This is a genomic window from Streptomyces jeddahensis (genome assembly GCF_001642995.1).
Lineage (GTDB): Bacteria > Actinomycetota > Actinomycetes > Streptomycetales > Streptomycetaceae > Streptomyces > Streptomyces jeddahensis.
In genome coordinates this window covers 57,509-70,467 of sequence record NZ_LOHS01000051.1, presented here as the reverse complement: position 1 = coordinate 70,467, position 12,959 = coordinate 57,509, and the positions used below count along the sequence as shown (strand labels likewise).

The 12,959-nt window shown below is 70.7% G+C and carries 12 protein-coding genes; 7 read left to right on the top strand and 5 right to left on the bottom strand.

Translation table 11 applies throughout. From position 1 onward, the window contains the following. Window positions 1-57: 57 nt before the first annotated feature. Entirely contained in the window at window positions 58-384 is a 327-nt protein-coding gene (locus tag STSP_RS07435) for a hypothetical protein (protein ID WP_067273757.1), read from the bottom strand. A gap of 706 nt (window positions 385-1,090) precedes the next feature. Between STSP_RS07435 and STSP_RS07430 the strand changes: the two genes are divergently transcribed. Then, window positions 1,091-1,393, top strand: coding sequence for a hypothetical protein (locus tag STSP_RS07430; RefSeq protein WP_067273756.1), 303 nt, complete (start codon window positions 1,091-1,093; stop codon window positions 1,391-1,393). Window positions 1,394-1,484: 91 nt separating this feature from the next. Here the strand turns inward: STSP_RS07430 and STSP_RS07425 are convergent, their stop codons facing one another. From STSP_RS07425 to STSP_RS07415, 3 genes are all read right to left on the bottom strand, one after another. Further along, window positions 1,485-2,210 (bottom strand): RDD family protein, encoded by a 726-nt coding sequence (locus tag STSP_RS07425; RefSeq protein ID WP_067273753.1) that lies wholly within the window; start codon window positions 2,208-2,210, stop codon window positions 1,485-1,487. Between the two features lie 147 nt (window positions 2,211-2,357). Next, window positions 2,358-3,959 carry an RDD family protein gene (locus STSP_RS07420; RefSeq protein WP_067273752.1) on the bottom strand — a complete coding sequence of 534 codons (1,602 nt, stop codon included), beginning with the start codon at window positions 3,957-3,959 and terminating at the stop codon, window positions 2,358-2,360. Window positions 3,960-4,113: 154 nt separating this feature from the next. Further along, window positions 4,114-5,484 (bottom strand): FAD-binding oxidoreductase, encoded by a 1,371-nt coding sequence (locus tag STSP_RS07415; RefSeq protein ID WP_067273823.1) that lies wholly within the window; start codon window positions 5,482-5,484, stop codon window positions 4,114-4,116. A gap of 97 nt (window positions 5,485-5,581) precedes the next feature. On the opposite strand from STSP_RS07415, the gene STSP_RS07410 reads away from it, so the two are divergent. Continuing rightward, on the top strand, window positions 5,582-7,099 hold the full coding sequence (locus STSP_RS07410; protein ID WP_078066956.1) for a tetratricopeptide repeat protein: 1,518 nt from the start codon (window positions 5,582-5,584) through the stop codon (window positions 7,097-7,099). A 146-nt stretch (window positions 7,100-7,245) separates the two neighbouring features. On the opposite strand, the gene hppD is transcribed toward STSP_RS07410, so the two are convergent. Continuing rightward, window positions 7,246-8,400 carry a 4-hydroxyphenylpyruvate dioxygenase gene (gene hppD, locus STSP_RS07405; protein ID WP_067273749.1) on the bottom strand — a complete coding sequence of 385 codons (1,155 nt, stop codon included), beginning with the start codon at window positions 8,398-8,400 and terminating at the stop codon, window positions 7,246-7,248. 123 nt (window positions 8,401-8,523) lie between these two features. Here hppD and STSP_RS07400 point away from each other — a divergent pair, with 123 nt between their 5' ends. From STSP_RS07400 to STSP_RS07380, 5 genes are all read left to right on the top strand, one after another. Beyond that, on the top strand, window positions 8,524-8,994 hold the full coding sequence (locus STSP_RS07400) for an Lrp/AsnC family transcriptional regulator (protein WP_067273748.1): 471 nt from the start codon (window positions 8,524-8,526) through the stop codon (window positions 8,992-8,994). 74 nt (window positions 8,995-9,068) lie between these two features. Beyond that, window positions 9,069-9,716, top strand: coding sequence for an ABC transporter permease (locus STSP_RS07395; protein WP_067273745.1), 648 nt, complete (start codon window positions 9,069-9,071; stop codon window positions 9,714-9,716). Further along, window positions 9,709-11,013, top strand: coding sequence for a betaine/proline/choline family ABC transporter ATP-binding protein (locus STSP_RS07390; RefSeq protein ID WP_078066955.1), 1,305 nt, complete (start codon window positions 9,709-9,711; stop codon window positions 11,011-11,013). The genes STSP_RS07395 and STSP_RS07390 overlap by 8 nt, the downstream gene beginning before the upstream one ends. 101 nt (window positions 11,014-11,114) lie before the next feature. Then, window positions 11,115-11,954: an ABC transporter permease gene (locus tag STSP_RS07385; protein WP_078066965.1), complete on the top strand. Its 840-nt coding sequence runs from the start codon at window positions 11,115-11,117 to the stop codon at window positions 11,952-11,954. 35 nt (window positions 11,955-11,989) lie between these two features. Further along, complete coding sequence (locus STSP_RS07380) at window positions 11,990-12,949, top strand: glycine betaine ABC transporter substrate-binding protein (RefSeq protein ID WP_198547288.1); 960 nt, start codon at window positions 11,990-11,992, stop codon at window positions 12,947-12,949. Window positions 12,950-12,959: the final 10 nt, after the last annotated feature.

The following is a 12,959-nucleotide window of genomic DNA, read 5'->3' as shown; positions in this document are numbered from 1 at the left end:
GCGCCACTCATCCCTGGTCCGCTCGCGCCCTCGCTCACGAACTCAGGGCCATCGTGCTCAGGTCCTCTGTGCTACCGGGCCCCGGAAGAGCGCCTTGATCGGGTGGTAGAGCTCCCTGGCGTCGTCCGGTGCCGTGCGCCAGACGAGGCTTTCGGGGTGATGGAGGACCGCCGTTATCTCGTCCGGCGTGGGCGGCGCGACGTTGCCCCGGAGGTAGACCGCGCGCAGACCGAGGTTGCGCAACCTCGTCAGAGCCCGGGCGCGGTTGCGTGCCTGCACGACCACCCGGACCTTCTGGCCCTCCCCGCACGCGGCGGGGTTCGGCAGCGTCAGCGCGACGACCACGCTTCCGTCCGGCAGCTTGCAAAAGCCTCCTGCGCCCATACCTGCCATACCCCCGTAAGACGTCGCGTCAATAGCGGACCCACAGGAGGCACCTAAACACGATCGGCCGCCGCCCGCCAGAGGGCACCGGCCGATCATGCTCTGACCTGCGATGACGCGTCCTACTTCGTGACCTCCGAGACCTTGACCGTGATCGCCGAGCCGCTCGGGGACTCCTTCACGATCGCGATCTTGGTGTTGGTGTCAGTGATCTCGACACCGCCCGTCGGGTTGCTCTCGTCGTGCGTCGCGGTTCTCCGCGATGTAGTACTGCTCGTACTCCCTGGTGAAGGACGTGCCGACGCGCGAGAAGCCGTTTGCGGTCCAGGCGGCGTCAGGCGGGCTCGGGCCTCGATCTCGATCGACCATTGTGGTCGGCGTCGTCCTCGTGCCCGCAGTGCACGCAGGAGAACAGCCGGCCGCAGCCTTGGCAGCTGCCGGGTCGGTATCCAGATGGATGCGAGGCTTTCAACAGGCGCGTTCGCCGCTCCACTTGATGGACTCGATGACTCCGTGCGCCCCCTGTGCACCGGCACCGTGGGTAAGGTCACGCTTACCGGCGTTCCACTCGGGCATGCAGCCGATTAGAGTCATTTGACGGCGCGTTACAGACAAGTCGACATAGTTACGCACCCTCGTTGATTTCCGCATCTCCCCCATGGCACGAGGGCATGGGGGGACCCCCATCCCGAGGACGGAATACGTCATGCCTCGTCCGACCGCCGCACAGCTCGCCTACGGTTCCGCGACCGTTGTCCTCTGCACCCTGGCCATGCTGCTGGTTTCACAGACGAGTTCGGGTCTGGTGGTGGCGGTCATCGCCCTGGCCGCACTCGGGCTGGGCCTGCTGGTCGCCCTGACCATGCCTCAGCCGAAGACGGTCCGCACCACTTCTCCCGCCACCGAGCCGGCCCTCAGGGCGTCCGCCCCCGCTTCCGGCTCCGAAGAGCGAGTGGTGGTACCGCGCGTGGCCGCACACGCGAGCGCGGAGCGGGTACACCAGCCCTGAGCGGAGCGGGTACACCAGCGCTCATCGGTAGTGCGCGCGAGATGCGCCCACCGCATAGGCCGCACCCTCACCGACCACGGCGGGCGCCGCCTCACGCGGTGCTGACCACCACCGTCTTGGCCGCCTTGTCGTGCAGCCCCTGCTTGTACGGCTTGTCGAAGAAGCTCCAGCCGCCGCAGATCACGGTCCAGATGCAGTAGCAGCAGAAGGCGAACGGCAGCCACAGGACGGCCGCCCGGACGAGCGAGGTCTGGACACTGGGGTTCGAGCCGTCGCTGAGGTTCGCCACGCGCATCTTCATCCACTGCTTGCCGAGGGTCTGGCCCGATCTGGCGGTCATGAACGTGTCGTAGGCGATGTAGAGCACGGCTGCGAGCACCGCCCGGCCGTACAGCGGCCCGGCGTCGACCTCGGTCTCGTTCATGTACAGCTGGTTCAGCCCGAACGCCCAGGACAGCAGCGCCACCACGATGCCGACGATGATCATGTCGATGATGCGGGCCAGCGTGCGCCTGCCGCTGTCGGCCAGCGGCGGCATGCCCGCCAGGGGGTCCTGCGGTCCGCCGCCGTAGGGACCGCCGGCTCCATAGGGCGGCGGGGGCTGCTGCCCGCCGCCGTACGGGGAGCCGCCGCCGGGCGGCGGTGGGGCGCCGTACGGGCCGCCGCCCTGGGGAGTGTCGTACGGGGAGCCGCCCTGCGGAGCGTCATACGGGGAACCGCCTTGCGGGGGCTCGGCCCCCGAAGGCGGCTGCCTCTTCCTGAACGGGTCGTCTTCCGGCGGCTCGCCGGAACCGGAGGGCGGCGGTTCGGTGCTCATGGCCCGAGTCGACCGCGAACCCGACGGGTCCGCAATGGGCGGGCCGCCGTCCGGAGTACCGGGACGGTACTGGGACACCGAACCGCTTATCCGCCGACACATCCGCCGACTCCGGCCGGCCCTCCGCGAACGTGTGAGCGGTGCCGGTCAGCCCGCCACGAACGTACGCGCCGCCTTGTCGTGCCAGCACTGGCGCCACGGCCGGTCGAACAGGCACCACAGGACGCCCACGACACCGATCACCAGCACGCCCGGCACGCTGTACACCAGCCAGCGGCGCAGCGCGGCGCCGAACGACGGCGGCGCGTGCTCCTCGATGTCCCGCACCTCGAGCCCGCACAGCCTCTTGCCGAGCGTGCGGCCCCACTTGGTGGTCGGCAGCACCTCGTAGACGACTCCGAAGAGGAGGAGGACGCCCAGGACGATGCCGAGATAGCCCGCGGTCGTTCCGTCGATCAGCCAGACCGTGACCGTCTCGCCGGAGAGCTTCGCGGCGTCGATCTTGGCGTCGATGTGGTCGATGGCCTTGGTGCCGAGCGGCACGGCGGCCGCGGCGGTCACGCCCCCGACGACGACGGTGTCGATCAGTCGTGCCGCGAGCCGCTTGCCGAGACTCGCGGGGCGCGCCGCCGCCTGGGCCTGGGCGGCGGCCAGGAACGGATCCAGGACCGGCGGCTTCCACGGCATGACCGGCTGCTCGCCCTCTCCCGCTGGGGCCGCCGGACCGGACTCGGGCTGCGCCAGCCGGTGCACCTGCTGGGCCCAGGACGGCTGTCCGCCGCCGGGCCCGGGGGTCACCGGCGATGCCGGTGCGGGCGTGCCCGGCTGGTGGGGCACGGCGGGGGTGCCGGAGGCAGTGCCCGCCCCCGGCACGGAGTGCTGCGTGGCCGGGGCGGATGCCTGCTGGGAAGCGGACTGGGGAGGAACGGGCTGCTGGGGAGCCGCCGGGGCCGTCGAGGTTGGAGCGCCATGGTGCGCGCCCAGTGCTCCGGCCGGTCCGGTGGACGGGAGGGCCATGGGGCCGTCGCCGCCCGTGGCTGCGGCTGGCGCGCTCCGGCCGGGCGCCGCACCGGGCACGGCGTCGGCGGGCTCGGTGGCGCTTCCGCTTCCCGGGCCGTCCGGCCGCCCCGCGGCGGTGGGGCGGCGGAACTTCATGGTGCCGTCCGCCGGGGGCGTGGCCGCGCCGCCCCGGCTCGCGTCACCGCCCGTGGTCGGGCCGGATCCTGCCGCCGGTCCGGGCTTCACGGCGCGCATCCGCACCGTGCCCGGGTTCGCTCCCGGGCCGTCCGCGCCCCTGGGCTCATCCGCGGGCCGCGGCGCCGGCATGCCGTCCGGCTGCGGCTGCTGGGAGCCCCAGGAGACACGGCGGTCCTGGTCGCCGCCGAAGCCGGTCTGCCGGGACGCGTCGGCGCCCCATGCCGAGGCGGGCTCCGGCCTGGTGCCGTGCTGTGCGTCTCCGGGCGTCGCCCTCGGGGCGCCCGGGTCCTCGTCGAAGAAGACCGGGCCGGTCTCCTCCGCGCTCGGCGACGCCGGAGCGGGTGCGGGGGCGGCCGGGGCCGGAGCGGGTACGGCGGCCTGGGAGACCCCGGGGGGCGGGGGGAGGGGTTCGCCGTCGCTGGGCGCCGGACGGCTCGTACCGGGCACCCAGGCAGCGCCGTTCCAGTACCGGACGTAGCCGGGGATGGACGGGTCCGGGTAGTAGCCTTCGCGGGGCCTGTCGTCGCCGGGGGCCGGGGTTGGGGCGCTCATGTCCGTCGTCCCGTATCTGCTCGGGGGCTGGAGTTGGGGTCCACATCTATCAGACCGGCGCACGCGCCTGGGCGGGTCCCGGGGGAAGCACCCCTATTCGGGCACTCTCGCGGAACGCGGCAGGGGCGTCGGAGGAGCTTGCCGGGCCGGGATGTCAGAAGAGCTTGCCCGGGTTGAGGATGCCGAGCGGGTCGAAGGTCTGCTTGATCGCGCGCTGCATCTCCACTCCCACGGGCCCGATCTCGCGCGCCAGCCACTCCTTCTTGAGTATCCCGACGCCGTGCTCTCCGGTGATGGTGCCGCCCAGCTCCAGGCCGAGGCCCATGATCTCGTCGAAGGACTCGCGGGCGCGCCGGGACTCGTCGGGGTCGGCGGAGTCGAAGCAGACCGTGGGATGGGTGTTGCCGTCCCCGGCGTGGGCGCAGACGCCGATGGTCAGGCCGTACTTCTCCGCGATGCGCTCGACGCCTTCCAGCATCTCGCCGAGCCGGGAGCGCGGCACGCAGACGTCGTCGATCATCGTCGTGCCCTTGACGGCCTCCAACGCGGTGAGCGACAACCGGCGCGCCTGGAGCAGCAGTTCGGACTCAGCGTGGTCCTCGGCCGGTACGACCTGGGTGGCGCCGGCGGCCTCGCACAGCAAGCCGAGCGCGGCCAGGTCGGCGGCCGGATCGGGGGTGTCGAACGCGGCGAGCAGCAGGGCCTCGGTGGTGTCGGGCAGTCCCATGTTCGCGAAGGAGTTGACGGCCCGGATGGTCGTACGGTCCATCAGCTCGAGCAGGGACGGGACGTGGCCGCCCTCCATGATCTTGCAGACCGCGTCGCAGGCGGCGGCCGCTGAGGCGAACTCGGCGGCCAGGACCAGCTGCTGGGGCGGCTTCGGCCGCAGGCCCAGGACGGCGCGGACGACGATGCCGAGGCTGCCCTCGGAGCCGACGAACAAGCGGGTCAGGTCGTATCCGGCGACGCCCTTGGCGGTGCGGCGGCCGGTGTGCATCAGCCGTCCGTCGGCGAGGACGACGTCGAGCCCGAGGACGTACTCGGCGGTCACGCCGTACTTCACGCAGCACAGGCCGCCCGACGCGGTGCCGATGTTGCCGCCGATGGTGCACATCTCCCAGCTGGAGGGGTCCGGCGGGTAGTACAGGCCGTGTTCGCCGACGGCGCGGGAGAGGGCGGCGTTGACGACGCCCGGCTCGACGACCGCGATCCGGTCGACCGGGCTGATCTCGAGGATGCGGTCCATCTTGACGAGGGACAGCACGATGCAGCCGTCGGTGGCGTTGGCGCCGCCGGACAGGCCGGTGCGGGCGCCCTGCGGCACGACCGGGACGCGCAGCTCGGTCGCAGTCCGCATGACGTGCTGCACCTCTTCGACGGTGCGCGGCAGGACCACGGCGGCGGGCTCGCCCGCCTCGCAGAAGCTGGCCATGTCGTGGGCGTAGGAGGCCGTGATGTCGGGGTCGGTGAGGATCGCCTCGGCCGGCAGACCTGCGCTGAGGTGTTCGACGAGAGTACGGCTCATGATCACAGCGTGACACCCGCAGCCATCGGTGTGAACCCGTCGGCGAGGCCGTTCGTGTGGCGCCGATGTGATCTTCACATTGGCGCACAGTGGCGTCATGGAGATCGAAAAGGGACAGCAGGGTCCGCCGTCCGAGGCCGGGCGGCAGCAGGTTCCGGCCGCGATCCAGACCCCGCCCGGGACCACGCCGCCTGGGATCTCGGTGACACCGTCGCGGGGCCGGCGCCTCCCCCGCGCCGTGAAACGCGCGCTGGCCGTCGCGGTCGTCGGCGGCGTGGTGGCCGGCGGTGTGCTGGCGCTGCTCCCGTGGCTGCCGGGGCAGCGGCACGAGGCTCCGCTGCCCGCGCCCGGGCCCGGGGCCGTCACGCGGGCGGCGACCGCCCTCGGCGCGGGGATGCCCGCCTCCACGGCCGATCTGACCGCCCTCATCGACGACCGCGTGGCACATCTGCGCACGCACCCCGGGGACCAGGAGTCCTGGGCCGTGCTCGGCACCGCGTACGTCGAGAAGGGGCGGCAGACCGCCGACGCGGCGTACTTCCCGAAGGCCGAGAAGGCGCTGCGTACGTCGCTGAAGGCAAAGCCGGAGGACAACGTCCAGGCGCTGGCCGGGCTGGCGGCCCTCGCCGGCGCGCGCCATGACTTCCGTGCGGCGAAGCGGTGGGGCGAGCAGGCGGTCGAGCTGGCGCCCAAGCGGTGGACGTCGTATCCCGTGCTGATCGAGGCGTACGGGCAGCTCGGCGACCAGGAGGCCGCAGCCAAGACTCTGGACAAACTGCGCGGACTCGGCACCTCCGCGTCGTCCCGGGCAGCGGGGATGCTCAGCGCGGGGCAGGTCTACTGGAACCGCGGGTGGCGCGAGGACGCGGCCGCGGTGCTGGCGGACGCGACGGTGCTCGCCAGGTCGCCGGCGCAGGAGTCCCTGGGCCTGTTCCGGTCCGGAGAGATCCTGTGGGAACGGGGTGAGCCGGCCCAGGCGCTGCGGTACTACGAGGCCGCGCTGCGCGCCGACCGCGGCAACCACGCGGCCCTCGCCGGGAAGGGCCGCGCGCTGGCGGCACTGGGCCGGACAGCGGCGGCGGTGCGCGCCTACAAGGCCGCGATCGCGAAGCAGCCCACGCCCGAGTACGCCCTGGAGCTGGGCGAGTTGTACGAGTCCCTGGACGACGCCAAGGGCGCCCTGGCCCAGTACGACGCGCTGCACGCCCGTGTGCGGCGCGACGACGCGGGCGGCGTCAACGACGAACTGATCCTCGGTCTCTTCGAGGCCGACCACGGGGATCCGGCTTCGGCGGTGCGGCGGCTGCAGGCGGAGTGGGGGCGGCACGGGAGTGCGGAGGTCGCGGACGCGCTGGGGTGGGCGCTGCATCGGGCCGGTGACGACGAGGAGGCGCTGAAGCACGCGGTCAAGGCGATGGATCAGGGGCAGATCAGTGCGGTGTTCGCTTATCACCGGGGGGAGATCGAGCGGGCGCTGGGGCGGTACGGGGCTGCGCGGCGGCATCTGCAGCAGGCGTTGCGGATCAATCCGTACTTTTCGCCGTTGCTGGCGCCTCGGGCTGAGGCGGTGCTGGAGGAGTTGGGGGAGCCGGCCATGTCGGCTCCCCCGGACTGAATGAACGTTGCCGTGCGTCGTGGTGCTGTGCCCACCCTCCCCCAGCTACCGCTGGGAGGTGCCCCCAGCCCTGCGGAACGATTGCCCACAGCGGGGTGGGGCGGCTGCCCACAGCGGTGCGGTACGCGGCCCCACAGCAGGAGCTCCTACAGGTTGCCCCTCCTTGCCTGTTCCCTTTCGATTGCTTCGAAGAGGGCCTTGAAATTGCCCTTGCCGAAGCCCATCGAGCCGTGGCGTTCGATGAGTTCGAAGAACACCGTCGGGCGGTCCTGGACCGGCTTCGTGAAGATCTGCAGCAGGTAGCCGTCCTCGTCGCGGTCGGCGAGGATCTTCAGCTCGCGCAGGGTCTCGAGGGGCACCCGGGTGTCGCCGACCCACTCGCCGAGCGTGTCGTAGTACGAGTCGGGGGTGTCCAGGAACCGGACGCCCGCGGCGCGCATCGTGCGTACCGTCTCGACGATGTCGTTCGTGGCGAGCGCGATGTGCTGGACGCCGGGGCCGCCGTAGAACTCCAGGTACTCGTCGATCTGCGACTTCTTCTTGCCGACGGCCGGTTCGTTGATCGGGAACTTGACCTTGAGGGTGCCGTCGGCGACGACTTTCGACATCAGCGCCGAGTACTCGGTGGCGATGTCGTCGCCCACGAATTCCTTCATGTTCGTGAAGCCCATGACGTTGTTGTAGAAGGCCACCCAGTCGTTCATGCGGCCGAGTTCGACGTTGCCGACGCAGTGGTCGATGGCCTGGAAGGTGCGGCGGGCCGGGGGCTCGACGAGCGGGTCGGCGGCGACGAACCCGGGCAGGTAGGGGCCGTCGTAGCCGGAGCGGTCGACGAGCGTGTGGCGGGTGTTGCCGTAGGTGGCGATGACCGCGAGCGCGACTGTGCCGTGCTCGTCCTTGATCTCGTGCGGCTCGACGAGGCCCCGGGCACCATGCTCGATCGCGTACGCGTAGGCGGCGTAGGCGTCCGGGACCTCGATGGCGAGGTCGATCACGCCGTCTCCGTGCTCGGCGACATGCCCGGCGAGGAACCGGCCCCAGTCGGTGGATGCCTTGATGACCGAGGTCAGGACGAAGCGCGCGGAGCCGTTCTCCAAGACGTAGCTCGCCGTTTCGCGGCTGCCGTTCTCCGGTCCTGAGTACGCCACGAGCTTCATGCCGAACGCCGTGGAGTAGTAGTGGGCCGCCTGCTTGGCGTTGCCGACGGCGAAGACGACCGCGTCCATGCCCTTCACCGGGAAGGGGTCGGCCTCGCGTGCGGTGGCCGGGGTGGAGTAGAGAGGTGCAGATGTGGCTGCCATGGCAGCAGGCTCCTCCCGCCCCACAAGGTGCGCAACAGTTCGCAGTTTTGCTGGTCAATGTGGCCACCTGGAAGCCAGGATGGCCGGGCGTTCTGTACAGGATGACCACCATCGGAGGCCGGCATGGCGATCGATCATCTGGACGGCAGGCTCATCGTGTTGCTCGCCCGAGAACCCCGGATCGGGGTCCTGGAGGCCTCGCGGAGGCTGGGCGTCGCGCGCGGCACCGTCCAGGCCCGTTTGGACCGTCTTCAGGCGAATGGAGTCATCCGCGGATTCGGCCCCGAGGTGGACCCGGCGGCGCTCGGCTACCCGGTCACGGCCTTTGCGACGCTGCAGATCCGGCAAGGGCAAGGAGCCGAGGTCAGGACGCATCTGGCGACCGTCCCCGAGGTGCTCGAGCTGCACACGACGACGGGCAGCGGGGACATGCTGTGCCGCCTGGTGGCCCGGTCGAACGCAGACCTCCAACGTGTGATCGACCGGGTTGTGGGTTTTGATGGCATCGTCCGGGCTTCCACGGCGATCGTCATGGAAAATCCCGTTCCGCTGCGGATCATCCCGCTGGTGGAACAGGCGTCGGGAGACTCCTGACGCGGGCACCGGACGGTGCCCAGGGCAGGACGGGCAGCACACCGGACGGCGGCCGGCAGGGTGAGTGAGGTCAGGTGAACTTCTGGGACTTCGTGCGCAGCACCCACGAGCAGCTGCTCACGGACGCGTACCAGCACGCCTCCGCGGTCTTCCAGTGCATGGTCGTCGCGACCGTCCTGGGAGTGCTGATCGGCGTCGCCACGTACCGCAGCGAGTGGGCGGGGAACCTGGCCACGCTCACGACGTCCACGATTCTGACCATCCCGTCCCTCGCCATGATCGGTCTGCTGATCCCGGTCGTGGGCCTGGGCGTGGCGCCGACGGTGATCGCGCTGACGCTGTACGGGCTGCTGCCGATCGTGCGCAACTCCATCGTCGGGCTGCGCGGTGTCGACCCGACGCTCGTCGACGCGGCGAAGGGCATCGGGATGTCGCGGGTGGCCCGGCTGCTGCGGATCGAGCTGCCGCTGGCGTGGCCGCCGATCCTGACGGGCATCCGGGTCTCCACGCAGATGCTGATGGGCATCGCCGCCATCGCCGCGTATGCGTCCGGGCCCGGTCTCGGCAACGAGATCTTCCGCGGCATCGCGTCCCTGGGCAGCGCGAACGCGCTCAACCAGGTGCTCGCGGGCACGCTCGGGATCATCGTCCTCGCGTTGCTGTTCGACGCCGCGTACGTCCTGATCGGACGGCTGACCATCCCGAGGGGGATCCGTGTCTGAGACTCCAGGTACCGCGACGGACCCCAGAGCGACCGGTGAACCGGTCCCGGCGGGCGCCGCCGCGGACCACGGCAAGACGGGCGCCACCATCGAGCTGGAGAACCTGACCAAGCGCTATCCCGGCAGCGCCGCCCCGGCCGTGGACAACGTCAACATGGAGATCAAGGCCGGCGAGATCGTCATCTTCGTCGGCCCTTCGGGCTGCGGGAAGTCCACGACGCTCAAGATGATCAACCGGCTGATCGAACCGACGGGCGGCCGCATCAGGATCGCCGGCGAGGACGTCACGCACATGGACCCGGTGAAGCTGCGCCGCAAGATCGGGTACGCGATCCAGGCCTCCGGCCTGTTCCCGCATATGACGGTCGCTCAGAACATCGCGCTCGTACCGAAGATGGTCGGCTGGCCGAAGTCGAAGATCGATGCCCGGGTCGAGGAGATGCTGGACCTCGTCGGCCTCGACCCGGGCGAGTTCCACGGCCGCTACCCGCGCCAGCTCTCCGGCGGCCAGCAGCAACGCGTGGGCGTGGCGCGGGCGTTGGCGGCCGATCCGCCCGTCCTGCTGATGGACGAGCCGTTCGGCGCCGTCGACCCGATCACCCGCGACCACCTCCAGGACGAGCTGATCCGGCTCCAGCGCGAGCTGCACAAGACGATCGTCTTCGTCACGCACGACTTCGACGAGGCCATCAAGCTCGGCGACCGCATCGCGGTGCTGCGCGAACGCTCGCGCATCGCCCAGTTCGACACGCCGGAGGCGATCCTGACGAACCCGGCGGACGACTTCGTGTCGGGTTTCGTGGGCGCGGGTGCGGCCCTGAAGCGGCTGAACCTGACGCGCGTACGCGATGTGGAGATCACCGACTATCCGACGGTCAAGATCGACGATCCGCTGCAGGACGTCTTCGACAAGCTCCGTTCGGGCAGTACGAACGAGATCCTGCTGCTCGACAAGCGGGGCCGCCCCTACAAGTGGCTGCGCCGCGGCGACCTGATGCGCGCCAAGGGGTCGCTGGCGCGGGCGGGGACGCTCGTGGCCGACACGGTGACGCGGGACGCGACGCTGCGGGACGCGCTGGAGGCCGTCCTCACCGACAACACGGGGCGGGTCGCGGTCACCGGGCGGCGCGGCGAGTACGAGGGCGTCGTCGACATGGAGACGCTGATGAACTCCGTCCACGAGCTCCTGGAAGCCGACCGGCTCGACGCCATCGAGCACCAGCACCAGCTCGAGGAGGCCCGCGCCGACCAGACGCACGCGGACCAGGAGGGCGACGGCGGAGGGGCGAGGGCGTGAAGCGCGTTCCCGGCGACCGCGGCACGAAGCCTCCCAGGGGCCCGAGGCTTCCGAAGGACCGCGACACGACGCTTCCCAAGGACGAGGCGCCCGGCACCGGGCTGTCCGACGGCGAGCGGGACTACGAGGAACTCCTGGCGCGGGAGGAGCGCGCGGCCGAGCAGCAGACGCTGGGCGCCGCGGCGGTGCGTGCCCGCGAACCGGCCCGGGTGACCTGGCAGAAGCTCACGTATCTGCCCGCGGTGGTCATGGCCGTGCTGCTCGCCACCTGGATCTGGTTCGCCACCGCCGACCTGGACCCCATCTCCAGGAACGCCCTGGCGGACGGTGTGGTGTGGCTGCGCCTGCGCCAGCACGTGGCGCTGACGGTGATCTCCACCTTCTTCGTACTGATCATCGCGATCCCGCTGGGCATCCTCCTGACCCGCGGGAGGATGCGCAAGGCGGCGCCCTTCGCCGTCGCGCTCGCCAACATCGGCCAGGCCACCCCGGCGATCGGCCTGCTCGCGCTGCTGGTGATCTGGCTGGGCATCGGCCAGAAGGCCGCGCTGATCGGCATCATCATCTACGCCGTGCTGCCGGTGCTGTCCAACACCATCGCGGGCCTGAAGGCCAACGACCCGACGCTTCTGGAGGCGGCCCGCGGCATCGGCATGTCGCCGCTCGGCGTGCTGGCGAAGGTCGAACTGCCGCTGGCCGTCCCGCTGATCCTGGCCGGCGTGCGGACGGCGCTGGTGCTGAACGTGGGCACGGCGACGCTCGCGACGTTCGGCGGGGGCGGCGGGCTCGGCGACCTGATCAGCACCGGCATCACCGGCCAGCGGATGCCGGTGCTGATGCTCGGCTCGGTCCTGACGATCGCGCTCGCGCTGCTCGTCGACTGGCTGGCGTCGCTGGCCGAACTGGTGCTGCGCCCGCGGGGTCTGGAGGTGCGACGGTGAGGCGGCGACAGATGCGCGTAGGGGCGCGCCGGAGGATGCGCGGAGTGGCCGCCGTCCTGGTGGCCGGTGCGCTGCTGGCAGGGTGCGGCCTCGCGAGCGGCTCCCCCATGACCGACGACGTGGAGCCCGGCTCGATCGGGCAGGGCAAGCCGCTCGAGGGCGCGGATCTGACCGTGACCTCCAAGGAGTTCACGGAGCAGCTGATCCTGGGCGCCATCATGGGCATCGCCTTCCAGGCGGCCGGCGCGAACGTCCTGGACCGCACCGGCATCCAGGGCTCGATCGGTGCCCGCGAGGCCGTCAAGAACGGCGACGCGGACGCGATGTACGAGTACACGGGCACGGCGTGGATCACGCACCAGGGCAACTCCGATCCGATCCCCGATCCCCAGAAGCAGTGGCAGGCCGTACGGGACGCCGACCTGAAGAACGGCCTGACCTGGCTGCCGCCTGCCGAGCTCAACAACACCTATGCGCTGGCGACCAACCAGGCCAACCTCAAGAAGTACGGCTCGAGGACGCTCTCGGACGTTGCGGCGCTGGCGAAGAAGGACCCGAAGGCCGTGACGCTGTGCGTGGAGGGCGAGTTCGCATCCCGCCAGGACGGGCTCCCGGGCATGCAGCGGGAGTACGGGATGGACATTCCCTCGTCCAACATCACCAAAATGGACACCGGGATCATCTACACCCAGGTCGCCGACGGAAGGTGCACGTTCGGCGAGGTCTTCACCACCGACGGCCGCATCAAGGCGATGAACCTGACAGTGATGGAGGACGACAGGCACTTCTTCCCCAACTACAACGCGGCACCGTCGATCAACACCAAGACGCTGGAGAAGTACCCGGCGATCCCGGCCATCCTCGATCCGATCACCAAGAAGCTCAACAACACGGTGGCCCAGGAACTCAACGCGAAAGTGGACGTCGAGGGGCAGGACCCGCATCTGGTCGCGCTGGAGTGGATGGTGCAGGAGGGCTTCGTCAAGGAGAGGTGAGGGTCAAGTC